Below are 23,167 nucleotides of genomic sequence, written 5' to 3'. Positions count from 1 at the left end.
GCCCGCACGCCGCTCAGCCCACGCCCCGTGACTCCTGAGCCGCCCGCGCCTCGATCCCCCGGAAGTGCACCGCCAGCGCACGTTGCGCGCCCTCCACGTCATGCGCGCGCAACGCCGTCACGATGTCCCGGTGTCGGCGGGCCGTCAGTTCCGGTGCCGGGTCGTCGTGCCAGCCCCGGGCGCCGGAGACGCGGCGGAACACCGTCCAGAAGGCGGCGAGCAGCTGCGGCACGAGGGCGTTGCCGAGAGGGCCGTACAGCGCCTCGTGGAATTCGCGGTCGAGCTCGGGGAAGCGCCGGCCTGCGCGGCCCGCCTCCTCCATCCGGGTGACAACGGACTCCACACGGTCCAGTTCCGCGTCGGACAACACCGCCGCGACCCGCCGGATGAGGCCGTCCTCCAGGACCTCCCTGACCTGGAGTATCTCGGCGAGCGCGGCGCCGTCCCCGTCATGCCGGGCGAGCGTACGGAACGTCAGTCCGTCGATCAGCGGCGTCAAGGACGCCTGTCCGACATACGTCCCGTAGCCGTGCCTGATCTCCACGATGTCGAGCGCCTGGAGCGCCTTGAGGGCCTCGCGGACGGAGTTGCGGCTGACGCCGAGCGACGCCATCAGCTCGACCTCGGTGGGCAGCGGTGCGCCCGCCCGGAGTTTGCGGTCGAGAATCAGCTGCATGACCTCGTGCTGGACCTGGCCGCTCACCCGCCGCTCGGGCCGGCGTGGCTTCCCGGACTCCTGAGACATGCGGCGCATCGTACGCTCGCCGGACATCCCACGTCCCACCTCCAGGCATATCAAAATCCAACGCCCGTGAATTCACGAGTTCGTTGATGCCACCGTTGATGCCAGTGTTGATGCCAGCGTTGGTCGAATTTCATATCGTCATTGGTCACACCTCTGGCAGATACGCCATTCGTGTGCGATCTCTTGACCGGCCCCACCGCCCCTCTTATGGTCGCGCTGCCCCCCTATGACGTAGGACGTCGTATCTCCTCACCTTTTCGGACCCCACCCCGCTGGAGGAATCGTGCGCGACGTGACCCGCGACGTATCGACCGCCCCGCACCGCCGGTCGTTCCTGAAGTACACCGGCGCGCTGGGTGCCGCCGCCGCCATTTCCTCCTCGCTCTCGGCCTGTTCGTCGGGCCCGGAGTCCACCAACGACACCGAGGGTGGCACCGGGGGCGCGAACAGCACGCTCACGGCCGTGATCGGCTATGGCAACGACGGCAGCTGGGACCCCACGCAGACGGCTTCCGCCTTCTCCATGGCCGGCAACAACCACATCTACGAGGGCCTGCTCGACACCGACCCGATCTCCCGCGAGCCGTACCCGGCGCTCGCCACAGCCGTCCCCGGCGACCTCAGCAGCACCTCCTGGAAGTTCACGCTGCGGGCGGGGGCGACCTTCCACGACGGAAAGCCGGTGACCGCCGACGACGTGGTCTTCGTATTCGATCGAATCCTCGATCCGAACACACAGACACTCGCCAAGGGGTTTTTCGCCAGCTGGCTGAAAGAAGTGAAAAAGGTCGACGCGCAGAATGTCGAGCTGGTGCTGAAGTTCCCCTTCCCGGAAGGCGTTTCCCGGCTCACCCTCGCGAAGATCATGCCGAAGCACGTCTTCTCCCAGCCGGGCGCCTGGGACGACGCGATCAAGGGAAAGGCGATCGGCTCGGGACCGTACCGGCAGGCCGCGCACCACCCGAAGTCGAACACGACGTTCGAGGCGTTCGCCGCCTACAACGGGCCGCGCAAACCGGCGTTCAAGAAGATGAACTGGATGACGATGGTGGACGCCGCGCCCCGCGTCGCCAAGATCTCGGGGTCCAGTGCCGGCGCGCAGATCGCCGACAACATCCCGTACGCCAACATCCAGCAGCTCAAGAGCGGGGGGATGGACGTCCAGGGCGGGGCGGGGATGAACAACCTGTTCCTGATGTTCAACACCAAGCACAAGCCCTTCGACGACGTACGGGTCCGCCAGGCGCTGCACTACGCCATCGACACGGAGAAGATGGTGCAGGTGGCTCTCAAGGGCCACGGCAAGCCGTCCACGTCCTTCCTCAACGAGGCCAACCCCGGCTACCGGCCGGCGAAGACGGTCTACGACTACGACCCGGAAAAGGCGAAGGCGCTCCTGAAGGAGGCCGGGGTCAGCGGGCTGAAGATCGAGATCCTGTCGGTGAACGTCAGCTGGATCGTCGACTGCCTGCCCACCATCAAGGCGTCGTGGGACGCGATCGGCGTCGAGACGACCCTCAACCCGCAGGAAACAACAGCGGTGTTCACGAAGATGGACCAGAAGCAGGACTACCAGGTCGTGTCGGCGGCCTCGAACCCCAACCAGTTCGGCCTCGACGCGGACCTGATCATGCACTACAACTACGGCCCGCAGAACCTCTGGATGGGCTACGCCCGTTGGGCCGACAACGCTGTGGCCAAGCAGCTCTTCAAGGACATGGACAGGGCGACACGGGAGGCGGTCCCGGAGAAGAAGAAGGAGATGATCCAGGACTACATCGACGTCGTCGCCGAGGAGGCCGTGCTCTACCCGGTCGTCCACAACGAGCTGATGACGGCCTGGGACCCGAAGAAGCTCGCGGGCATAAGGGCACAGCCGTACCCGGGCATCAACCTCCTCCAGGCCAAGTGGGTCTAGCAAGCGCGGGCCCGGTAACCGCGGGTCTGACCACTGCCAAATACCGCTAGCTGTACGGGAGTTCGTACGTGGTCGCCATCGCCCGAATCCTGGCCCGCAGGATCATCCTGCTCGTCCCGCTGATGCTCGGCATCGTGCTGTTCGTGTTCCTCGTCATGCGGTTCTCGGACGTCGACCCGGCCTCCGCGTTCTTCCAGGGCGCCAACCCGACCCCGCAGCAACTGCACGACTTCCGCGAACAGAACGGCCTGCTCGATCCGTTCCCCGTCCGCTACTTCCACTTCATCGCCGACCTGCTCCAGGGCGACATGGGCATCAGCGCGCTGACCCGCGCGCCGGTGCTCGACCAGGTGACCACCGCCCTTCCCCTCACCCTCCAACTCACCTTCCTGGGCCTGGGTATCGCGGTGGTCCTGTCCCTGTTGGGCGGCGTCACGGCGGCCATCTACCGCGACCGCCTCCCCGACCAGATCATCCGCGTCGTGTCGCTCACGGGCGTCGCGGCCCCCGGCTTCTGGCTGGCGCTGCTGATGATCCAGTACCTGGCCGTCGACCTGGGCTGGTTCCCGACCGGCGGCTACATCAACCCGGCCGACTCCTTCACCGGCTGGCTGAAGACGATGACCCTCCCGGCCTTCGCGCTCTCCCTCCCGGTCGCCGCGCAGCTCACGCGCATCGTCCGTACGGCGGTGGTCGAGGAGTTGGACAAGGACTACGTCCGTACGGCGATCGGCAGCGGCCTGCCACCGAGGGTGGTGGTGGGCCGCAATGTGCTGCGCAACGCGCTCATCAACCCGCTCACGGTGCTGGGCCTGCGCGTCGGTTATCTGCTCGGCGGCGCGGTGGTGATCGAGACGATCTTCTCGCTCCCCGGGATGGGCAAGCTGATGATCGACGCCGTGAAGAACGGCGACCCGGCCGTGGTCCAGGGAGTGGTCCTGACCACGGCGACCGGCTTCGTGATCGTGAACCTGGTCATCGACATCCTCTATCTCCTGGTCAACCCACGACTGAGGGACGCGGCCTGATGTTCATGATGTTCGAACGGGGGCGCCTGGCCGCCCTCCTCTCCCGCCCGGGCATCCGCCTGCGCGGCTGGCGCCGCCTCCCGGTCCTCTCCCGGATCGCGGTCTGCTTCCTGGCGTTCGTGGTGGTCATGGCGGTCTTCGCCCCCTACCTGGCCCCCGACGACCCGCTGGACCAGCAGCCCCTGATCGGCGGCACGGGAGCCCCCTCCGCCGAGCACTGGATGGGCCAGGACAGCCTGGGCCGCGACATCATGAGCCGGCTGATGTACGGCGCCCGCTGGTCCCTCGCGATCGGCCTCGGCGCCACGGCCCTCGCCCTGACGGTGGGCGCGCTGATCGGCGCGATCGCGGCGACGTCGCGCAAGGCGGTCGACGAGACGCTGATGCGCTGCCTGGACGTGGTGATGGCGTTCCCTGGCATCGCGCTGGCCGCCGTACTCGTCGCGGTCTTCGGCGGCGGCATCACGGTCCTGATCTGCGCAATCGCGTTCCTGTTCACGCCGCCGGTGGCGCGGGTGGTGCGGGCTAACGTCCTGGACCAGTACGGCGAGGACTATGTGACGGCGGAACGGGTGATCGGCGCCCGCACGCACCACATCGTCCTTCGCCACGTCGCGATCAACTGCGCGGCCCCGGTGCTGGTGTTCTGCACGGTGCAGGTGGCTGAGGCGATCGTCTTCGAGGCGTCGCTGTCGTTCATCGGCGCGGGCGTACGGCCGCCGGACCCGTCCTGGGGAAGCGTCATCGCGGACGGCAAGAACATGGTCCTGACCGGCGGTTGGTGGGCGACGGTCTTCCCGGGTCTGCTGATGCTGATCACGGTGTTGTCGTTGAACGTTCTCTCCGAGGGCGTGTCGGACGCGTGGGCAGCGCCGGCGGCCCGGGACGTGGAGGTACGGGAGGAGGAGGACCACCTGGAGGCCCCGGAGCCGGGGACGGGCGAGGTCCTGGCTCTCCCGGGCCTGACGCAGGCGGCGCAGAGGCTTCGGACGAGGGCACGTCCGGTCCCAACCGGGCAACCCATACTGGCAGTTGAGAACCTGACGATCGGCTTCGCGGCCCGCCACGCAGGTGTGGACATCGTCGACGGCATCAGCTTCGAGGTCCACCCGGGCGAAGTCCTGGGCCTGGTGGGCGAGTCGGGCTGCGGCAAGTCACTGACGGCACTGACGGTGATGGGCCTGGAACCGAAGGGCGCCCGGGTCACCGGCCAGGTCCGGTTCAACCAGCGGAACCTGCTGGCGGAACCGATGCGCGTACGCCGCAAGCTGCTGGGCCACGAGATGGCGATGATCTACCAGGACGCCCTGTCGTCCCTGAACCCGGCGATGACGATCCGTTCACAGCTCAAACAGGTCGTACGACGAGGAGGCCACCGCACACCGGAGGAGCTCCTGGGCCTGGTGGGCCTGGACCCCGACCGCACCCTCCGCAGCTACCCACACGAACTGTCGGGCGGCCAGCGCCAGCGGGTCCTGATCGCGATGGCTCTGTCCCGCGACCCGAAGCTGATCGTCGCGGACGAGCCGACAACAGCCTTGGACGTGACGGTCCAGGCCCAGATCATCGAACTGCTCCTACGCCTGCGCGAGGAACTGGACTTCGCCCTGATCCTGGTCTCGCACGACCTGGCCCTGGTGGCGGACGTGACGGACCGGGTGGTCGTGATGTACGGCGGCCAGATCGTCGAGACGGGCGTGACGGCGGACCTGGTCGGCGCCCCGTCCCACCACTACACCCGAGGCCTGCTGGGCAGCGTGCTGTCGCTGGAGTCGGCGGCGGTCCGCATGACCCAGATCAAGGGCACGGTTCCCTCCCCCGCCGACTTCCCCAAGGGCTGCCGTTTCGCGGACCGTTGCCCGATGGCGGCTGAGGCGTGCCGTACGACGGCCCCCGATCTCCTGGGCGCCCGGACCCACTTGGCGGCCTGCCACCACCCGGCGATCGATCTGACGACGCCGGAGCCGACCGGAAGCGAGACGGTGAAGTGAGCACCAGTACAGCTGTGTCGGCCTCCGAGTCGACCTCGACTCCGTTGGTGGAACTGTCGGACACCCACGTCGTCCACAAGGCCCGCAGCGGCGGCCTGTTCACCCGTGACCGCGTGTACGCCCTGACAGGCGCCGACTTCACGGTCGCGCCCGGCGAAACGGTGGGCGTGGTGGGCGAGTCGGGCTGCGGAAAGTCGACGCTGGCGAAGGTGCTGGTGGGCGTACAACCACCGACGTCGGGCCAAGTCTCCTTCCGCGGGGACGACTTGTGGACGATGAAGCCGGCGGAGCGCAGGTCGGCGATCGGCACAGGCACCGGCATGATCTTTCAGGACCCCTCGACGGCCCTGAACCGCCGACTGACGGTCCGCCAGATTCTCCGCGACCCGCTGGACGTACACAGGCGAGGAACGACGAAGGAACGAGAGGAGCGGGTACGGGAGTTGATGGGCCTGGTAGGACTCCCGCGCGCCCTGGCGGACGGCCTCCCGGGCCAGCTGTCGGGCGGCCAGCGCCAACGAGTGGCCATCGCAAGGGCGTTGGCACTCGACCCTGACCTGGTGGTGGCGGACGAACCGACCAGCGCGCTGGACGTATCGGTCCGTGCCCAGATCCTGAACCTCCTCCTGGACCTGAAGGAGCGCCTGGGCCTGGCCCTGGTCTTCGTCTCGCACGACATCCAGACGGTACGGCGGATGAGCGACCGGGTGATCACGATGTACCTGGGCCGGATCGTGGAGGAGTCCCCGGCGGACGAGGTGACGGACGGGGCGCGTCACCCGTACACGCGGGCGCTGTTCTCGGCGACGCCGGGCCTGCTGGACCCCATCCACCCGATCCCGCTGGTGGGCCCGGTCCCCTCGGCGACGCACCCCCCGTCCGGCTGCCCGTTCCGCACCCGCTGCTGGAAGGCGACCGAGGCATGCGCGGAGGCGATGCCGGAGTTCACGGCCGCGTCAATCCCGGGACACCGGTTCCGTTGCCACCACCCTGTGGAGGAGGGCCGGGCGACGCGGGAACTGGTCGCCCAGGCGGTTGCCGCCGTGCCCGACGTGCAGAAAAGCCCTGTAGCCGACGCCCCCGAGACCGCCTCCGCACCGCCGCACGCCCCGAAAGATCCCAGGGAGCCCTGATGACCTTCCCCACCCCGCTGACCGGTGTCGTCCCTCCTGTATGTACTCCGCTGACACCGGACCGCGGGGTGGACGTGCGCTCACTCGTCAGGCTGGTCGACCACCTGGTGGAGGCGGGCGTGGACGGCCTGTTCGTGCTCGGTTCGTCGTCGGAGGCGGCCTATCTGACGGACGACCAGCGCAGGCTCGTGGTGGAGACGGTGGTGGGGCATGTCGCCGGCGCGCTGCCTGTCCTGGCGGGCGCGATCGACATGACGACACCCCGAGTACTTGACCACGTACGGTCGGTCTCGGCGGCCGGCGCGGACGCGGTCGTCGTCACGGCCCCCTTCTACACCCGCACGCACCCCTCGGAGATCGCCCGCCACTTCCGCCTGGTGGCGTCGGGCAGCCCGGTCCCGGTGGTGGCGTACGACCTCCCGGCCTCCGTCCACAGCAAACTGCCCCCGGGTCTGGTTCTGGAGCTGGCGGCCGACGGCGTCCTGGCCGGGTTGAAGGACTCCAGCGGCGACCTGGCGTCGTTCCGGGCGGTGGTGACGGGCGCGCGGGAACATCCCGGGGTCAGCGGTTTCAGCGTCCTGACGGGAAGCGAGCTGCTCGTCGACGCGGCGTTGGCGCTGGGTGCGGACGGGGCGGTGCCGGGGCTCGCGAACGTCGACCCGGACGGCTACGTACGCCTGACCCGGTTCTGCCGGGCGGGTGACTGGGAGCGGGCGCGTGCCGAGCAGGAACGGTTGTGCGTGCTGTTCGGGATGGTGGGGGCGGGGGATCCGCTGCGGATGGGGGGCAGCTCGGCGGGGCTGGGGGCGTTCAAGGCGGCGCTGTATTTGCGGGGGGTCATCGACTGTCCGGTGACTGCTGATCCGCAGATTCCGTTGTCGGAGGACGAGGTGGAGCGGGTGGGGAAGTTCTTGGCGGGGGCGGGGTTGTTGTGACGGGTAGCGGAGGGGGGCGAAACCGTCTCCGCCGTTTGCCTTTCCCCTTAGGTAGTGGCGGGTGAGCTTGTTTGCCGCCACTATTTGAAGCCTACGGTCTAGACCTCTCCGCCAGCCGGACACTTCGGCGCACGCCCTTCGCGGCTGCCCGGGTTTCCGTACTCTTGAGACATGAGCACACTGCGGGACGAGCTGCACAACCTCATCGACCGGCTGCCCGAGGAGCAGGTGGCGCCGATACTGGCTATCGTGCGCGAGAGCACCCCGGCCGAAGACGGTGGCGAGGAGTGGCCGCTGCCCGACTTCGTCGGCACGCTGTCCAGCGGCAAGGGCGATCTCGCAGCCCGGTCGAGCGAGATCCTGCGCACCGAACTGGGGCGTCAGCCTGAGTGATCATCTGGGACACCGGCCCGCCCCCGCCTCTCAGCCCACCCCACCCACCACCACCCGCCGAAACTCGATCGACTCGTAAGTCCCCGCGGTCCCCGTCTCGTACAGCACCCCCACCACCTGCCGGTCCACCAGCACCAGATCCGAGTAGGCCGCCCTCCGGTCCGACAACGTCAGCACCTTCTCGAACGTCTCTCCCCCGTCCCCGCTCCGCCAGATGGCCATCGACCGCCGCGCCGTAGGCTCAGACGGCCCGGAGAACAGCAACGCATCGGAGTCGCCCCGCAGTTGAAGCACGCTGCCCTGCACGATCGGAACGTCGTTCAGGGTCGACTGGACGGTGTACGGGCGGTCCAAGGACTCCGCGCCGTCGCTCGAGTAGGAGTCCAACCGGTTCCCCGGCATCAGGCCGTTCTGGTCCCTGGACGAGAAGTACAGGCGTCCGTCCGGGAGTTGGGCGGCGCTGGTCTCGTTGGCGTTCTCGATGCCGTCGTAGGAGGCGTCGACGAAGCCGACGCGCCACGTACCGCCGCCGTTGTCGCTGTAGATCGCGTGGCCGCCGTAGTACCTGGACTCCTGGCCGGTGTCGGACGAACCCGTCGGCGGGGCCGTCGAGTGGTTGGACGGGATCACGATCCTGCCCGCGTGCGGGCCCCTCGACAGATACACAGCGTGCCCCGGACCTGTCGCGTACCAGCGCCAGTTCGGGAGTTTCACCTGGGCCGTGATGTCGCGCGGGGGCGTGAAACTGCGGCCGTCGTTCGCGCCGGAGCTTGTCTGGACGAAGACCCTGCGGCTCTGCTCCGGCGTCGCCTCGCCGCGCATGATCTGGGCCTCCGTCACCGCACCGTCGTTGTACGACGTCACCAGGACGATGCGGCCCGTCTTCTCGTCCACCACCGGCGCCGGATTGCCACGCGTGTCACCGTCCCCGGCGGCGACCACCGACAGTGGGCCCCAGGTGCAGCCGCCGTCCGTGGAGCGGCGCAGGACCACGTCGATGTTGCCGCTGTCCCCCGCGCTGTCGTGTCTGCCCTCGGCGAAGGCCAGAAGGGTGCCCTTGCCGGTCGTGACGGTGGCGGGGATGCGGTACGTGTCGTAGCCGCCCTGGCCCGCGACGTACGGGACGGACGAGGTGCAGGAGGCGCGGGTGGCCGCCTGGGCCGTCGTCGCGGTGAGGTCGGTGCCGATTCCGGTGCCGGTGATCAGGGCCGCGCCGGTGGTCGCGGCGAGCAGGATACGGCTCAGGGGCGTCATCGCTCTCCCTTGCGGAGTGGAGTCGGGACGTGGGGGGACGCTGGAGTGCCGGTACAACTGCGGCAGGATGTGGCAGGAGGCGACAGTAACTCCGCTGACGGATCGTCACCATGCGTGGCGCGTACGGAACATACGTACCCGCGCGCCCACCCCACCCCTTTGCGCCACTCGCCCCCGCCCCCCTCACCCCGCCCCCGGCGTCACCAACCCCGACTCGTACGCCACGATCACCAGCTGCGCCCGGTCCCGCGCGCCCAGCTTCCCCATGATCCGGCTGACGTGGGTCTTCGCGGTCAGCGGGCTCAGGCCCAGTGTCTCCGCGATCTCCGTGTTGTTGAGGCCCCGCGCGACCAGTCCCAGCACCCCGCGTTCCCGCTCCGACAGGCATTCGGGGCCGCCCGTCGGCGCCGGTGCCTCGGCGCTGCGCAGCAGGCGGGCGATCAGGCTGGCCGTGGGGCCCGGGGAGAGCAGGGCCTCGCCTGCCGCCACCGTGCGGATCGCGTCCAGGAGTTCCGCGGGCCTCGTGTCCTTGACCAGGAAGCCCGACGCGCCCGCGCGCAGCGCCTCCACCACGTGCTCGTCCGTGTCGTACGTCGTCAGAACCAGCACCTTCACGCCCGCCAGGTCCTCGTCGGCGGCGATCAGACGGGTCGCCTCGATGCCGTCGAGGTCGGGCATGCGGATGTCCATGACGACCAGGTCGGCACGGGCACTGCGGGCCAGTTCGACGGCTTGGCGGCCCGTACCCGCCTGCCCCACCACCTCCATGCCCGGCGCCGACTCGACGAGCATCGCGAACGCCGCCCGTACGAGCGTCTGGTCGTCGGCGAGCAGTACACGAATGGCAGTCACCCGGCATCCTCCCCCTTCCGATTCACCGGCAACGGAAGTACCGCGCTCACCGTGAACCCCCCGTCCTCCCCCGGCCCGGCATCCAGTGTGCCGCCCACGCTGCGCGCCCGTTCCCGCATCCCCACGAGCCCGAATCCCTCCCCTGGCGTGTCCGCCGCATCGCCCACCCCGTCGTCCGCCACCTCGACGCGCAACGCGCCCCCACCCCCGTACAGCAGCACTCGTACCGTCAGATCCTCCCGTCCCCCGTGTCGTACGGCGTTCGTGAGCGCCTCCTGCACGATCCGGTAGGCAGCCGCGCCGACGGCCGGGGGTACCTCGTCCGCCCGTACCGTCAGTTCGACCTTGGCGCCCGACGCCCGCGCGGTCTCCGCGAGGTCGGGCAGGCCGGCCAGTCCCGGCAACGGGCCCCGTCCGTCTCCCGCCCCCTGGCCGTCCCGCAGCACCTCCAGCGTCGTGCGCAGCTCACCGCGTGCCGTGCGGCAGGTGTCGGCGATGTCGTCGAGGGCCTTGGCCACCGCGGCCCGGTCCAGGCGGTCCGGGTCGGCGGCCAGGATGTGGGCGGCCACGGACGTCTGGACGCCGACGAGGGTGATGGTGTGGGCCAGCAGGTCGTGCAGGTCGCGGGCGATGCGCAGGCGTTCCTCGGCGACGCGGCGTCGGGCTTCCTCCTCGCGGGTGCGTTCGGCTCGTTCGGCGCGCTCGACGATGGCCGACACGTACTGGCGGTAGACACGGACGTCGATGCCGCAGAAGAGCACCGCGACGATCCAGCCGGAGGTCCCCAGCAGTTCGGCGGCCTGGTGCCTGCTCACCGTGAGCATCACGCTCAGGGCGATGCCGAGGACCACGGCGCCGGTCACGATCGTGCGCAGCGGGCGGCCGGTGACGGCGACCGTGTACAGCGCGATGTACGAGGCCGCGGTCGGCGCGTTGTGGTTGTAGTCGAGCGCGTGGTACGGCACGGCGATCGCCACCACCACCACGAGCACCAGCATCGGACGGCGCCGCCGCCACACGATCGGCACGCATGCGGCGAGCAGCAGCAGCCAGCCGAGCGCGTCCGGAAGGCCGCCCTGGTCGAGTACGTCCGGTCGGCTGCCTCCCTCGTCGGTGAACAGGGCGAGGAGCGTGGCGGTCAGCGCGGCGGTCAGCGCCAGCAGCACGTCGTTGCGGAGGGCGTGCGGGGCACTGCGGGGGTCGCGGGTGATCGCGGCCATGATCCGCTCGCCCCATCCAACAGGCGCCGTTCTTCCGGTGGTTGGCTGCACGGGGTCATCCTCCGTCAACGAGCGCCCCGCCGTCAGGGAGGGGCGCCCGCTCGTTCGTACGACGGAGGTCATACGGGTTCCGGCTGCCGTTCCGGTCGTACGGCGTCCGGGTCGGGCCTGCGGGACAGCGCGCCCGGCCACCACACCCGTCGGCCCAGTGCCACGCTCGCGCTCGTCACCAGGTACGTCCGGACGAGGAAGGTGTCCAGGAGCACCCCGACCGCGATGACGAAGCCCAGCTCTACGAGTTGTACGAGGCCCATGTTCGTCAGTACCGCGAAGGTCGCCGCGAGGACCAGCCCGGCGGAGGCGATGACCCCGCCCGTCGTGCGCAGCGCGGTCAGTGCGGCGGCCACCGGGTCCGCGCCCCGCAGGGACTCCTCGCGCATCCGGTGCATGAGGAAGATGCCGTAGTCGACGCCGAGGGCGACCAGGAACACGAAGGACAGCAGGCCGAGTCCTGGGTCGGTGCCGTCGAAGCCGAACAGCGGGCCGAACACCAGTCCGCCGATGCCGAGCGAGGCTCCCCACACCGCGACGACGGCGACCACCAGCATCAGCGGTGCGACGAGCGAGCGCAGCAGCGCGATCAGGATCAGCAGCACGGACAGCAGCACGATGGGTACGACGACCCACACATCCCGCGTGTTGGTGTCGACCAGGTCGATCTGCTGGGCGCTCGGTCCGCCGACGTACGAACCCTTCAGGTCCTCCCTCAGCCTCTCGATGGTCGTGGTCTCGGCGGCCGACTGGGGCGCGTCCTGCGCGAAGACGGTGATCTCGGTCCAGCCGTCGCCGGTACGTTCCTTCCGCGCGTCGCTGATCCCGTCGGCGCCCCGGATCGTCGCGAGGGTCCGGTCGGCCTGCCCGGCCGGGGTGATGACGCTGATGGGCTGGCTGCCCCGGCCGGGATAGGCCTTGGCCAGGGACTCCATCGCGACGACCGAGTCCGGCTTGTCGACGAAGGCGTCCTCCTCCTTGCCCGGTCCGGGCAGGTTCAGTACCCCCAGGGCGAGCGCTCCGAGCAGGACCGCGCCGCTCGCGAGGACCACCAGTGGCCGGCGTCCGGCGGAGCTGCCCATCGCGGCGAACAGCGACAGCCGGCGCGTCTTGGGCGTGCTGCCGTATGCGGGCACGAGCGGCCAGAACACCCGGCGGCCCAGCAGCACCAGGATCGCGGGGAGCAGGGTCAGCATGGCGACGAGCGCGCACAACACGCCCACCGCACCCAACGGGCCCATGCTGCGGCTGGAGTTGAGGTCGGCGGCGAGCAGACACAGCACCCCGGCGGCGACCGTCCCGGAGGAGGCCAGGACTGCGGGCCCGCAGCCGCGCAGGGCGGCCGCCATGGCGTCGTACGGCCGCTCGAAGCGCCGCAGTTCCTCGCGGTAGCGGGAGACGAGGAGGAGGGCGTAGTCCGTGCCCGCGCCGAAGACGAGGATCGTCATGATGCCCGAGCTCTGGCCCGAAATCGTCGTTCCGAAGGCCTGATTGAGGCCGTAGGCGACGCCCATCGACAGGAAGTCGGCGATACCGGCCACGACGAGCGGGACCAGCCACAGCACCGGGCTGCGGTAGATGAGGATCAGGAGCAGGGCGACCACGGCGACCGTGGTGTAGAGCAGCGGTCCGCCGAGCGAGTCGTAGACCTCGCCGGCATCGGTGGCCAGCGCCCCCGGCCCGCCGACCTCGACGCCCAACCCGCCCTCGCTGTGGGCGACTTCGCGCACGTCTTGGACGAGGGCGTCCCGTTTCTTCTCGTCGGTGCCGGGCTCGTTGCTGGTCACCGGGTACATGAGCGTGGTGCCGTCGGCGGACGGTACGCCCTGTGGGGTGGCCGCCAGGACGTGCTCGCCGGCGATCCGGTCGACCTGTTCGGCGGCCGTCGTCTCGTCTGCGGCGGTGAGTCCGCCGGCGCGGTGGTAGACGAGGACCAGCTGGGTGGTCTCGCCGCCGGGCAACTGGTCCTGGATTCGGGCGACTTGGGTCGAGTCGGCGTTCGCGGGCAGATAGTCGGTGATCCGGTCGTGCTGCACCTCGGAAAGCTTCGCCGCGAACGGCCCCACGATCGCGAGCACCCCGACCCACAGCCCGAGCACGAGCAAGGGCACGGTTCGTCGGCGCCGTGCGCCCGTCGCTGTCTTTTCGGCCCCCATGGACCCCTTGGCCCCCATGTCGAGGCCCTCCCCTCGTCCGGACATCCGGCTGGATGACGCTCACCAGAATTCCGTCGCACCGAGGTGAATTCGTCGCGCGGGAGGGCGAGTTCGGGAGTACTCCCGGGGGTGGCCCGAGGGCCGTACTACTCCCCCGGGAGTAGTGGCGGCCGCAGCGGAAGCCTGGCGAGCTACGAAGGCGTACGCGCCGTCGCGAGCAGCCGGGTCACATCGTCCGCGCAGATCGTCAGTGCCGCGCCGACCGTCGCCAGGACGTCGCGCTCCGCCGGTGTGTACGGGCCGTCGGCCAGGGCGATGCGGGCGCCCTGCAGGAGGATCGATTCGCGGCCGGGGGCGGCGAGGTGGGGGGCCAGGGGGTCCAGGGCCTCGTGGAGCTCTATGGCGAGGCCGGGGCCGCACGGGGGGCCGAAGAGGCGGCCCGTGTCGGCGGCCAGGGCTTCCACCAGGGCCGCGAGCTGGTTCTCCGTACAGTCGTCGAAGCCGGCCGCGCGGACTCCGGTCACCGCTGTCTCCAGGGTGAGGCGGGCGTGGGTGCCGCCGGCGGCGAGGACCGCGAGGGCGACCGTGTGGACCGCGTCGCGGAGCATCGCGGAGAAGCGGGTCGTGGTGGGGTGGTCGAGGACGTCCGTGCCGAAGTGGCTCTGGCAGGCGGCGCATTCGACGACCGGGCCGGTCTCGCCGCGCGGCAGAATCGGTACGCCGAGGAACGTGAAGCGCCGACGGCCTGTCAGGCGCTGGTAGTTGCGGTCTCCGCCACAGCCGGGGCAGAAGAACTCGCCGTCACCGACACCGGCCCAGACCGTACGGGAGCCCAGGACGCGTGCTGTCCGGCCTCCGCGCACGACTCGGCCGTCCTGGCCGTCTCGTCGCCGTCCTGGGAGCACGTCGCACCTCCGGTCACTCCCCCACTGCCTGTTGCAGGGCGCGGGAGGGTTCCCACCGGCAACACCGCCGCGCTGGCGTGATGTTAGCCACATTGTTGATGTGTAGTCAGTACCCAGGACCAGACCTGCCCATGACCGGCCCTTGGTTTGGCCGGTAAACGACGGCGACCCCGTCCGCCCACAGTGGGCGGACGGGGCGTGAAACCAACCGGTCGGGTGAGTCAGCGGCCCGCGCGGTTGACGGCGGAGACGACCGCCTTCAGCGAGGCGCGGGTCGTGTTGGCGTCGATGCCGATGCCCCACAGGACCTTGTCGCCGATGGCGACCTCGATGTAGGAGGCGGCCTGCGCGGAGGCGCCCTCGCTCATCGTGTGCTCGGTGTAGTCCAGCAGCCGGGCGTCGATGTCCAGACCCTGCAGGGCGTGGAAGAACGCCGAGATCGGGCCGTTGCCGGTGCCCACCAGGGTGGTCTCGACACCGTCGACCTCGGCCTCGACGGTGAGGGTGTCCACGCCGTCCTTGTCGGTGGTCGACTGGCCGGTGCTGACCTGGATCCGGCCCCACGGGTTCTCGGGGTTCGGCAGGTACTCGTCCCGGAAGGCCGCCCAGATGTCCTTCGGCGTGACCTCGCCGCCCTCGGCGTCCGTCTTCGCCTGGATCAGCTTCGAGAACTCGATCTGCATCCGGCGCGGCAGGTCCAGCTTGTGGTCGTTCTTCAGGACGTACGCGATTCCGCCCTTGCCGGACTGGGAGTTGACCCGGATCACGGCTTCGTAGGACCGGCCGACGTCCTTCGGGTCGATCGGCAGGTACGGGACCGCCCACTCGATGTCGTCGACGGTGACGCCCTTCGCGGCCGCGTCGGCCTCCATGGCGTCGAAGCCCTTCTTGATGGCGTCCTGGTGGGAGCCGGAGAAGGACGTGTAGACCAGGTCGCCCACGTACGGGTGGCGCGGGTGGACCTCCATCTGGTTGCAGTACTCCCACGTACGACGGATCTCGTCGATGTCGGAGAAGTCGATCTGCGGGTCGACGCCCTGCGAGAACAGGTTCATGCCCAGGGTGACCAGGTCGACGTTGCCGGTGCGCTCGCCCTGGCCGAACAGACAGCCCTCGACGCGGTCGGCGCCGGCCATCAGCGCCAGTTCGGCGGCGGCGACGGCCGTGCCGCGGTCGTTGTGGGGGTGGATCGACAGGACGACGTGCTCGCGGCGGGTCAGGTTGCGGCCCATCCACTCGAAGCGGTCCGCGTGCGTCGACGGGGTCGAACGCTCCACCGTGGCAGGCAGGTTGAGGATGATCTCGCGGCCCGGGCCGGGCTGCCAGACGTCCATGACCGCCTCACAGACCTCCAGCGCGAAGTCCAGCTCGGTGTCGGTGAAGATCTCGGGGCTGTACTGGTAGCCGAACTCCGTCTCGGGGCCCAGGTGCTTCTCGGCGTACTCCATGACCAGCCGGGTGCCGTCGACGGCGATCTGCTTGATGTCGTCCTTGGAGCCGCGGAAGACGACCCGGCGGAAGACGGGGGCGGTCGCGTTGTACAGGTGGACCGTGGCGCGCTTGGCGCCCTTCAGGGACTCGACGGTCCGCTCGATCAGGTCCTCGCGGGCCTGGGTCAGTACGGAGATGGTGACGTCGTCCGGGATCGCGCCCGGCTCCTCGACGATCGAGCGTACGAAGTCGAAGTCCGTCTGTCCGGAGGCCGGGAAGCCGACCTCGATCTCCTTGTAGCCCATCTTCACCAGCAGGTCGAACATCGAGCGCTTGCGGGCGGGAGACATGGGGTCGATCAGGGACTGGTTGCCGTCACGCAGGTCCGTGGAGAGCCAGCGGGGGGCGACGGTGATCCGGTTTCCGGGCCAGGTGCGGTCGGAGATGTCGACCTGCTCGTACCGGCCGTACTTGTGGATCGGCATGGAAGTGGGCTGCTGGCGATTGGCGCGGCTGTGGCTGGTTGCCATGATGCGTGGGCTCCTCGTGGTGTCCTGAAGGACGGCCGACGGCGCAACGCCAGACTCCGCGGGGAGGGGGTCGGCCTCTACTTACAGGCCCTCGCCGCGGCAGCTAAGGAGGAGCAGCCCGAAACGCATGATGCGAAGCATGCTAGCCGAGCCGCGCCGGGGGCGCGGGCCTGTATCACTATGCGGGACTGCCAGTATGCGAGAGGCCGAGGGCAAAAGGGGTAAAAAGTGCGCCATCCCACTCGCGGTAACTCAGCCCATACCACTCCGTCACTATCCGCTGGGCCCCTTGTCCCGGTATTTCACCAATCATGGTTGCGGGTAGTGACAGTCCTATGACGCGGTGCAAGGGTGCCGGGCATGACGACAAACGGGGGCTCTGAGCCCGTCTTCTGCACGATCGTCCCACCGCACATCCTCGACAAGCTGGCCCGTCACGAGGACCCGGCCCTCTCCGGCCCCGCACTGCACACCCTGGTGCTCGACGCCCAGAAACGAACCGAGCGCCGCCTCACCACCGAGTTCCGCCTGGCCACCGCCCCGGCCGCGAAGGCGCCCTCCGACCAGCCGCTGCGGACGATCTACGACGCCGAGCACCGCACCACCCTGCCCGGGAAGAAGGTGCGCGCCGAAGGCTCGGAGCCCGGCCAGGACGCCACCGTCAACCGCGCCTACGCCGGCCTCGGCGCCACCTTCGACCTCTACCTCAAGGCCTACCAGCGCCACTCGATCGACGGCGAAGGCCTGCCCCTCGACGCGACCGTCCACTACGACGAGGGCTACAACAACGCCTTCTGGGACGGCAAGCAGATGGTGTTCGGCGACGGTGACGGCCAGATCTTCGTCGACTTCACCAACTCCATCGACGTCATCGGCCACGAGCTGACCCACGGCGTCACCCAGCACACCGCGAACCTCACGTACTTCGGCCAGCCCGGCGCCCTCAACGAGTCGATGTCGGACGTCTTCGGCTCGCTCATCAAGCAGTACTCGCTCGGCCAGACCGCCGCCGAGGCCGACTGGCTCATCGGCGCGGGCCTGCTCGCCCCGGACGTCACCGGCACCGCCCTGCGCTCCATGAAGGAACCGGGCAGCGCGTACGACGACGACGTACTCGGCAAGGACCCGCAGCCCGCGACCATGGACGGCTATGTCCGCACCGGACGCGACAACGGCGGCGTCCACATCAACTCGGGCATCCCCAACCACGCCTTCTACCTCGTCGCCACCGCGCTCGGCGGCCACGCGTGGGAGCGGGCCGGGCAGATCTGGTACGACGTGCTGACCGGCGGCGCGCTGGACGAGCGGGCGTTCTTCGACGACTTCGCCCAGCTGACCGTCTCCACCGCGCGCGAGCGCTACGGCGACGGCGAGGAACTCCAGGCCGTACTGAAGGCATGGGAGCGGGTCGGCGTGCCCATCACGCCCCGGGCCCGCCTGTAGCCGTACCGGCCGTACCGGCCGCACCCGGCACTGGCCACGCGTCACTTCTCGTACTGGAGCCCTTCTCGTACTAGACAGGGACCTATGCGTATTCAGGTGAGACGTACGGGCGGGTTCGCGGGCATCGAACGGCACGCCCAGGTGGACACCGCGGACCGCCCCGATGCCCCCGCGTGGCACGCCCTCGCCGATCAGGCGATCGCGGCCGGCGGGGGCACCCGCCCGACCGGGGTTCCGGACGGCTTCAGCTACGAGATCACGGTGGACGGAAAGACGGTGTACTGCGCCGATCCCCGGCTCACGGAGGAGCAACGGAAGCTGATCTCAAGGGTGTTGAAAGAGGGGGCATAGAGGGGGCATAACGGGTGTCGCGGGTGTCGGCGGACGGCACGCCGCACTTTCCCGGGGGCTGAAACACCAGCGGCTCCGCCGCAGACCCCCGGAGCCCCAGCAGAAAAGCAGGTCAGCAGGCGTCACCGGCGCGAACCCGGCGAGGCAAGGTTGAGGGTTGTTCACCCCAGGCCGTTGACACCCGTTACCCCCGGTACCCATGATCCGGCGCATGGCGACCAACCCGATACCCCAGTTCCCGGCCGGCTTCCTTTGGGGTGTGTCCACCTCGGCACATCAGATCGAGGGAGCGGCGGACCAGCGCGAGCCGTCCGTGTGGGACACCTTCACGGCCGAACCCGGGCGAGTGAAAGACGGCTCGACAGCGGCGGTGGCCTGCGACCACTTCCACCGCTACCCCGAGGACGTGGCCCTGCTGGCCGACCTCGGCGTGGACGCGTACCGCTTCTCCGTCTCCTGGCCCCGCGTCAACTCCCCCGGCGGCCTGGACTTCTACGACAGGCTGGTGGACGAGCTGTGCGCGGCGGGCGTACGTCCCGTCCCCACCCTCTTCCACTGGGACCTGCCGGTGACCCTGGACTGGCTGGAGCGGGACACCGCGTCCCGGTTCGCCGACTACGTGTCCGTCGTCGCCGAGCGGCTCGGCGACCGCGTGAAAAAGTGGATCACGCTCAACGAGCCCGCCGAACACACCCTGTTCGGGCACGCGTTGGGCGCCCACGCGCCGGGGAAGCAGCTGATGTTCGACGCGCTCCCGGCCGCCCACCACCAACTCCTCGGCCACGGTCTGGCCGTACGGGCCCTGCGCGCAGCCGGCGCCACCGACATCGGGATCGCCAACTCGCACGGGCCGACCTGGCCCGCGTCGCAGGACCAGGCAGACCTGGAGGCGGCCGGGTTCTACGACCTCCTCCTCAACCGGCTGTTCGCCGAACCCGTCCTCCTGGGCCAATACCCGGACGGCCTCGGCGAGTTGATGCCGGGCGATGTGGAGGCCGACCTGAAGGTGATCGGGGAGCCGCTCGACTTCTACGGCGTCAACTACTACGCACCGACGAAGGTGGGCGCGCCGCAGGGCGCCGACATCGAGTTCGGCGGCCTGACGATCCCGGCCGAACTCCCCTTCTCCGTCCAGGAGATCGAGGACGTCCCGGTGACGGACTTCGGCTGGCCCGTCGTACCGGAGGGCCTCACCGAGCTGCTCACCACCTTCCGGGACCGTTACGGCGACCGGCTGCCGCCCGTCGTCATCACCGAGAACGGCTGCTCGTACGAGGGGCTCGACGACCAGGACCGGATCGCCTACCTGGACGGTCATGTCCGGGCGCTGCACCGGGCGTTGGAAGCGGGCGTGGATGTGCGCGGCTACTTCGTGTGGTCGCTGCTGGACAACTTCGAGTGGGCGGAGGGGTATGCGCGGCGCTTCGGGCTGGTCCACGTGGACTTCGACGACCCCGCCACTCTGAAGCGGACGCCCAAGGCGTCGTACGCCTGGTTCAGGGACCTGCTGCGGGCGCAGCAGGAGGAGCAAGAGGCGGCGGGTCGGTGACTCGGCGGTGACGACGGCCGAGGGGGCGGAGGAGGCATCGGTGACGTCGGCGGCGCTCGTCGAGCCCGTGATGGGGGTCCCCCCGGTTTGAGCGAAGCCGAGAACTGGGGGAGGGTCGGGCGCGGGTGGACCGCCTCGCTCTCGCTCGCCAACGGGGCGATCTGGGTGGGCTGGTTCGGGCCGCTGCAGATCCTTCTCGCCTCCCAGGCCGAGGACTTCGCGCCCGGCACCGGGATGTCGAAGGAGACCCTGCTGGCGTGGGTGGCGGGCGCGGGCGCCCTGGTGTCGCTGGCGGCGAACCCGTTCTTCGGCGCGCTGTCGGACCGGACGACGTCGCGCTGGGGGCGCCGTACGCCGTGGATCGTGGCCGGCGCGGCGGGCGGTGCGCTGTCGTTGCTGCTGCTCGCGGGGGCGGGTGGGCTGTGGACGATGGTGGCCGGGTGGTGCCTGGTCCAGGTGACCCTCAACGCGGCCTTCGCCGCCGTCACGGCCGCCGTTCCCGACCACGTCCCCAGGCTCCAACGGGGCTCCGTGGGCGGCTGGTTGGGCGTCGCGCAGATCCTCGGCGTGGTCGGCGGCACGGGCCTCGCGACGGCGGTGGGCGGGGTGGGCGCGGGCTATGCGGCGTGCGCGGCGTTCACCCTGCTGGGGGTGCTGCCGTACGTACTGCGGCACAAGGATCTGCGGCTGGCGGTCGAGGACCTGCCGGTGTGGTCCTGGCGGACCTTCCTGGCCGGGTTCTGGCTGAGCCCGCGCCGCTACCCGGACCTGGGCTGGGCCTGGCTGACCCGTTTTCTGATCAATCTGAGCAACGCGCTGGTGCTGCTGTACCTCCTGTACTACCTGCGCGACCGCCTCCACTACTCCGACCCCGAGCAGGGCGTCCTCATCCTGACGGCGGTGAACAGCGTGACGCTGCTCGCCACGGTCGTCGTCGGCGGGGTCTGGTCGGACCGGTTGTGCCGCCGCAAGCCGTTCGTGCTCTGGTCGGGCGTGCTGATGGCGGTGGCGACGGCGATGCTGGCCGGCTGGCAGACCTGGCCGGGGGCGATCGTCGCGTCGGCGGTCCTCGGGGTCGGCTTCGGGGTGTTCACGTCGGTCGACTTCGCCCTGATGACGGACGTGCTGCCGAAGGCGCTGGACCGGGGCAAGGACCTGGGCGTCATCAACGTGGCCAACGCCCTGCCCCAGGTGATGGCGCCCGCCCTGGCGGCGCCGATCGTGACGTATCTGGGCGGGTACCGGGCGCTGTATCTGGTGTCTGCGGTGATCGGGCTGGCGGGGGCGGTGTTGGTGGGGCGGATTCGGGGGGTCGACTAGCTCACAGCGCGCCTGCGTCCCGGGCCGCGTAGACGCTGGGGTACAGCGGGCGGAAGCCGAGTTCCCTGCGGATGCGTTCGGTGGAGGTGATCCCGAACCACGGGTCGGGGTCGGTGTTCTCGTAGAGCTCGGCGGGGACTTCCACCCCGTTGAGCTGATGCAGTTCGACCGCCGTGACGGGGGCGTAGTCGCCGATGTTGTAGATCCGGCCGGCGATGCCCGGTGCGTGCAGGATGCGGAGCAGGCCCTGGGCCACGTCTGCGTGGTGCGCCATCTGCAGCCGCTGTGCCGCCGCCCAGTGCGCGGCCCACATCAGCGACTGGGCGAGGTGTGGGTCGCCCTCGCCGTAGACGAAGGGGAGCCGGCCGACGCGTACGTCCAGTCCCTCCAGCGCGAGCAGTTCCCGTTCGGCCGCCGCCTTCGACTCGGGGTACGCACCCCACATCACCCCGCCGGGCCGGGTCTCGTCCTCCTCGACCAACGGACGGCCCCGCCCGCTGCCGTACACGAGCCCCGTGCTGACCTGTACGAACCGCCCCACCCCGGAGGCCTGCGCGGCGCGGCCCAGTTCCACCGCGGCGTCCCGGTTGACGGCCCGCGCCTCCTCGTCCGGGACCCCGCGGAAGGAAGCCGCGATGTTCACGACCGCGTCCACCCCGGCAACCGCCTTGCCGAGCGCCTCCGTGTCGCGCAGGTCCCCGACCACGACCTCGGCGCCCAGCTCGGCGAACCGCTCCCCGCGCGCCGCGTCCCGCACCAGGACCCGCACCAGCTCGCCCGGCCGGCTCTGCGCCAGCAGCCTCGGCACGAAGCGCCGGCCGACCTGTCCCGTCGTACCTGTCACCAGTGTCAGCATGATCTTCTCCTTCGGTCTGGTGCCATCACTCTCCGGCGGAGCCGTCAGGCGCGGGAGAGACCCGTCGATCAGGGGATCAGCAGTGCCTGGATAAGCCGGGCGGGCGGCGACATCCTGGAGAGGTGACCGAAGTAGTGGACCGAGCCGAACTCGCCGACTTTCTGCGCCATGGGCGTGCCCGCCTGGAGCCCTCGGCGGTGGGCCTCGCGTCCGGTGCCCGCCGCCGGACGCCCGGTCTGCGCCGCGAGGAGGTGGCGTCGCTCGCCGGTATGTCGGTGGACTACTACACGCGCCTGGAGCAGTCCCGGGGCCCGCGCCCGTCCCGCCAGATGCTGACCGCCCTGGCTCGGGCCCTGCGCCTCACCGACGACGAACGGGACCACCTCTTCCATCTGGCGGGCGAGGAACCGCCCCGGCGCGAGAGTGTGTCCCAGCATGTGCGGCCGGGTCTGCTGCTGATCCTCGACCGGCTGCACGACACCCCGGCGGCGGTGATGACCGACTGCGGAGAGGTCCTGGCGCAGAACGCGATGGCGAGCGCGCTGTCGGGGGACGTGTCGGGCCGTCCGCCGCGGGAGCGGAACCTCCTGCGCCGGTTCTTCACGGACCCGGCCGCCCGTGCACTGTTTCCGCCGGAGGACTTCGCCGGGCACGCGCGCGCCCACGTGGCGAACCTGCGTGCGGTGGCCGCGGCCCGGCCCGACGATCCGGTGCCGAAGGCGTTGGTCGCCGAACTACGGGCGGCGAGTGCGGAGTTCGCGCGCCTGTGGGAGTCCCACGAGGTGGCGGTACGGCGGGCTTCGACGAAGCGGTTCGTGCATCCGGTGGTGGGGGTGCTGGAGCTGGACTGCGAAATCATGCTTGCGCACGACCATCGCCAGCTGCTGGTCGTGCACACGGCCCGGCCCGGCACGGAGTCGTACGAGCGGTTGCGGTTGCTGCGGGTGGTGGGGTTGCAGGACCTGTCGGCTCACGGGGTGTGAGGTACGCCGAGGGGGCGCCGGCCGCTTCCGCTCGTCCCGTGCCTCGATCACGCCGGGTACTGACCAGCCATGCTCCGCAGGTTCCGCAGCAGCATGCCGAAGTTGAACCGGTCGCCGGGAGGC

Annotated in this window: 19 protein-coding genes; 11 read left to right on the top strand and 8 right to left on the bottom strand. The window is 70.0% G+C overall.

Annotated features, from left to right (window positions below):
- Nucleotides 1-13: 13 nt before the first annotated feature.
- Nucleotides 14-754 (bottom strand): FadR/GntR family transcriptional regulator, encoded by a 741-nt coding sequence (locus tag OG734_RS33030; RefSeq protein WP_330293882.1) that lies wholly within the window; start codon nucleotides 752-754, stop codon nucleotides 14-16.
- Between the two features lie 274 nt (nucleotides 755-1,028).
- On the opposite strand from OG734_RS33030, the gene OG734_RS33025 reads away from it, so the two are divergent.
- From OG734_RS33025 to OG734_RS33000, 6 genes are all read left to right on the top strand, one after another.
- Complete coding sequence (locus tag OG734_RS33025; protein WP_330291082.1) at nucleotides 1,029-2,663, top strand: ABC transporter substrate-binding protein; 1,635 nt, start codon at nucleotides 1,029-1,031, stop codon at nucleotides 2,661-2,663.
- A gap of 68 nt (nucleotides 2,664-2,731) precedes the next feature.
- The gene (locus tag OG734_RS33020) at nucleotides 2,732-3,691 is read left to right on the top strand and encodes an ABC transporter permease (protein WP_330291081.1); all 960 of its coding nucleotides are present in this window, start codon (nucleotides 2,732-2,734) and stop codon (nucleotides 3,689-3,691) included.
- Between the two features lie 8 nt (nucleotides 3,692-3,699).
- The gene (locus tag OG734_RS33015) at nucleotides 3,700-5,682 is read left to right on the top strand and encodes a dipeptide/oligopeptide/nickel ABC transporter permease/ATP-binding protein (protein ID WP_443065115.1); all 1,983 of its coding nucleotides are present in this window, start codon (nucleotides 3,700-3,702) and stop codon (nucleotides 5,680-5,682) included.
- Nucleotides 5,679-6,815 (top strand): ABC transporter ATP-binding protein, encoded by a 1,137-nt coding sequence (locus tag OG734_RS33010; protein ID WP_443064962.1) that lies wholly within the window; start codon nucleotides 5,679-5,681, stop codon nucleotides 6,813-6,815. Before OG734_RS33015 ends, OG734_RS33010 begins: the two co-directional genes overlap by 4 nt.
- Nucleotides 6,815-7,750 carry a dihydrodipicolinate synthase family protein gene (locus tag OG734_RS33005; protein ID WP_330291079.1) on the top strand — a complete coding sequence of 312 codons (936 nt, stop codon included), beginning with the start codon at nucleotides 6,815-6,817 and terminating at the stop codon, nucleotides 7,748-7,750. Before OG734_RS33010 ends, OG734_RS33005 begins: the two co-directional genes overlap by 1 nt.
- Before the next feature lie 171 nt (nucleotides 7,751-7,921).
- Complete coding sequence (locus OG734_RS33000; protein WP_330291078.1) at nucleotides 7,922-8,143, top strand: hypothetical protein; 222 nt, start codon at nucleotides 7,922-7,924, stop codon at nucleotides 8,141-8,143.
- A gap of 30 nt (nucleotides 8,144-8,173) precedes the next feature.
- Here OG734_RS33000 and OG734_RS32995 read toward each other — a convergent pair whose 3' ends face one another.
- The 6 genes from OG734_RS32995 to leuA form a co-directional block, all read right to left on the bottom strand.
- The gene (locus OG734_RS32995) at nucleotides 8,174-9,397 is read right to left on the bottom strand and encodes a sialidase family protein (protein ID WP_330291077.1); all 1,224 of its coding nucleotides are present in this window, start codon (nucleotides 9,395-9,397) and stop codon (nucleotides 8,174-8,176) included.
- Between the two features lie 183 nt (nucleotides 9,398-9,580).
- A complete protein-coding gene (locus OG734_RS32990; protein ID WP_330291076.1) occupies nucleotides 9,581-10,249 on the bottom strand; it encodes a response regulator transcription factor in 669 nt (222 codons plus the stop codon).
- The gene (locus OG734_RS32985) at nucleotides 10,246-11,592 is read right to left on the bottom strand and encodes a sensor histidine kinase (protein ID WP_443064961.1); all 1,347 of its coding nucleotides are present in this window, start codon (nucleotides 11,590-11,592) and stop codon (nucleotides 10,246-10,248) included. Before OG734_RS32985 ends, OG734_RS32990 begins: the two co-directional genes overlap by 4 nt.
- The gene (locus OG734_RS32980) at nucleotides 11,589-13,676 is read right to left on the bottom strand and encodes an MMPL family transporter (protein WP_330293880.1); all 2,088 of its coding nucleotides are present in this window, start codon (nucleotides 13,674-13,676) and stop codon (nucleotides 11,589-11,591) included. The genes OG734_RS32985 and OG734_RS32980 overlap by 4 nt, the downstream gene beginning before the upstream one ends.
- A gap of 191 nt (nucleotides 13,677-13,867) precedes the next feature.
- Nucleotides 13,868-14,581: a tellurite resistance TerB family protein gene (locus OG734_RS32975; protein WP_330291074.1), complete on the bottom strand. Its 714-nt coding sequence runs from the start codon at nucleotides 14,579-14,581 to the stop codon at nucleotides 13,868-13,870.
- A gap of 221 nt (nucleotides 14,582-14,802) precedes the next feature.
- Nucleotides 14,803-16,542: a 2-isopropylmalate synthase gene (leuA, locus tag OG734_RS32970; RefSeq protein ID WP_330291073.1), complete on the bottom strand. Its 1,740-nt coding sequence runs from the start codon at nucleotides 16,540-16,542 to the stop codon at nucleotides 14,803-14,805.
- A 360-nt stretch (nucleotides 16,543-16,902) separates the two neighbouring features.
- Here leuA and OG734_RS32965 point away from each other — a divergent pair, with 360 nt between their 5' ends.
- The 4 genes from OG734_RS32965 (at nucleotide 16,903) to OG734_RS32950 (ending at nucleotide 21,205) form a co-directional block, all read left to right on the top strand.
- Nucleotides 16,903-17,985 carry a M4 family metallopeptidase gene (locus tag OG734_RS32965; RefSeq protein ID WP_330291072.1) on the top strand — a complete coding sequence of 361 codons (1,083 nt, stop codon included), beginning with the start codon at nucleotides 16,903-16,905 and terminating at the stop codon, nucleotides 17,983-17,985.
- A gap of 84 nt (nucleotides 17,986-18,069) precedes the next feature.
- Entirely contained in the window at nucleotides 18,070-18,336 is a 267-nt protein-coding gene (locus OG734_RS32960; RefSeq protein WP_330291071.1) for a protealysin inhibitor emfourin, read from the top strand.
- 199 nt (nucleotides 18,337-18,535) lie between these two features.
- Entirely contained in the window at nucleotides 18,536-19,885 is a 1,350-nt protein-coding gene (locus OG734_RS32955; protein WP_443064960.1) for a GH1 family beta-glucosidase, read from the top strand.
- 87 nt (nucleotides 19,886-19,972) lie between these two features.
- Nucleotides 19,973-21,205 (top strand): MFS transporter, encoded by a 1,233-nt coding sequence (locus tag OG734_RS32950; RefSeq protein ID WP_330291069.1) that lies wholly within the window; start codon nucleotides 19,973-19,975, stop codon nucleotides 21,203-21,205.
- A 1-nt stretch (nucleotide 21,206) separates the two neighbouring features.
- On the opposite strand, the gene OG734_RS32945 is transcribed toward OG734_RS32950, so the two are convergent.
- Nucleotides 21,207-22,061, bottom strand: a complete 855-nt coding sequence (locus tag OG734_RS32945) for an NAD-dependent epimerase/dehydratase family protein (RefSeq protein ID WP_330291068.1) — start codon at nucleotides 22,059-22,061, stop codon at nucleotides 21,207-21,209.
- Nucleotides 22,062-22,195: 134 nt separating this feature from the next.
- Here OG734_RS32945 and OG734_RS32940 point away from each other — a divergent pair, with 134 nt between their 5' ends.
- The gene (locus OG734_RS32940) at nucleotides 22,196-23,044 is read left to right on the top strand and encodes a helix-turn-helix transcriptional regulator (protein ID WP_330293879.1); all 849 of its coding nucleotides are present in this window, start codon (nucleotides 22,196-22,198) and stop codon (nucleotides 23,042-23,044) included.
- Nucleotides 23,045-23,167: the final 123 nt, after the last annotated feature.

Source organism: Streptomyces sp. NBC_00576 (assembly GCF_036345175.1).
In the GTDB taxonomy this organism is placed as follows: domain Bacteria; phylum Actinomycetota; class Actinomycetes; order Streptomycetales; family Streptomycetaceae; genus Streptomyces.
This window is presented reverse-complemented; position numbering and strand designations above follow the sequence as displayed.

Coding starts and splice junctions, on each gene's coding strand:
- OG734_RS32980 (WP_330293880.1), bottom strand. CDS start 13,676: ATGGGGGCCGAAAAGACAGCGACGGGCGCACGGCGCCGACGAACCGTG.
- OG734_RS32985 (WP_443064961.1), bottom strand. CDS start 11,592: ATGACCTCCGTCGTACGAACGAGCGGGCGCCCCTCCCTGACGGCGGGG.
- OG734_RS32995 (WP_330291077.1), bottom strand. CDS start 9,397: ATGACGCCCCTGAGCCGTATCCTGCTCGCCGCGACCACCGGCGCGGCC.
- OG734_RS32955 (WP_443064960.1), top strand. CDS start 18,536: ATGATCCGGCGCATGGCGACCAACCCGATACCCCAGTTCCCGGCCGGC.
- OG734_RS33015 (WP_443065115.1), top strand. CDS start 3,700: ATGTTCGAACGGGGGCGCCTGGCCGCCCTCCTCTCCCGCCCGGGCATC.
- OG734_RS32965 (WP_330291072.1), top strand. CDS start 16,903: ATGACGACAAACGGGGGCTCTGAGCCCGTCTTCTGCACGATCGTCCCA.
- leuA (WP_330291073.1), bottom strand. CDS start 16,542: ATGGCAACCAGCCACAGCCGCGCCAATCGCCAGCAGCCCACTTCCATG.
- OG734_RS32960 (WP_330291071.1), top strand. CDS start 18,070: ATGCGTATTCAGGTGAGACGTACGGGCGGGTTCGCGGGCATCGAACGG.
- OG734_RS33030 (WP_330293882.1), bottom strand. CDS start 754: ATGCGCCGCATGTCTCAGGAGTCCGGGAAGCCACGCCGGCCCGAGCGG.
- OG734_RS32945 (WP_330291068.1), bottom strand. CDS start 22,061: ATGCTGACACTGGTGACAGGTACGACGGGACAGGTCGGCCGGCGCTTC.
- OG734_RS33000 (WP_330291078.1), top strand. CDS start 7,922: ATGAGCACACTGCGGGACGAGCTGCACAACCTCATCGACCGGCTGCCC.
- OG734_RS33005 (WP_330291079.1), top strand. CDS start 6,815: ATGACCTTCCCCACCCCGCTGACCGGTGTCGTCCCTCCTGTATGTACT.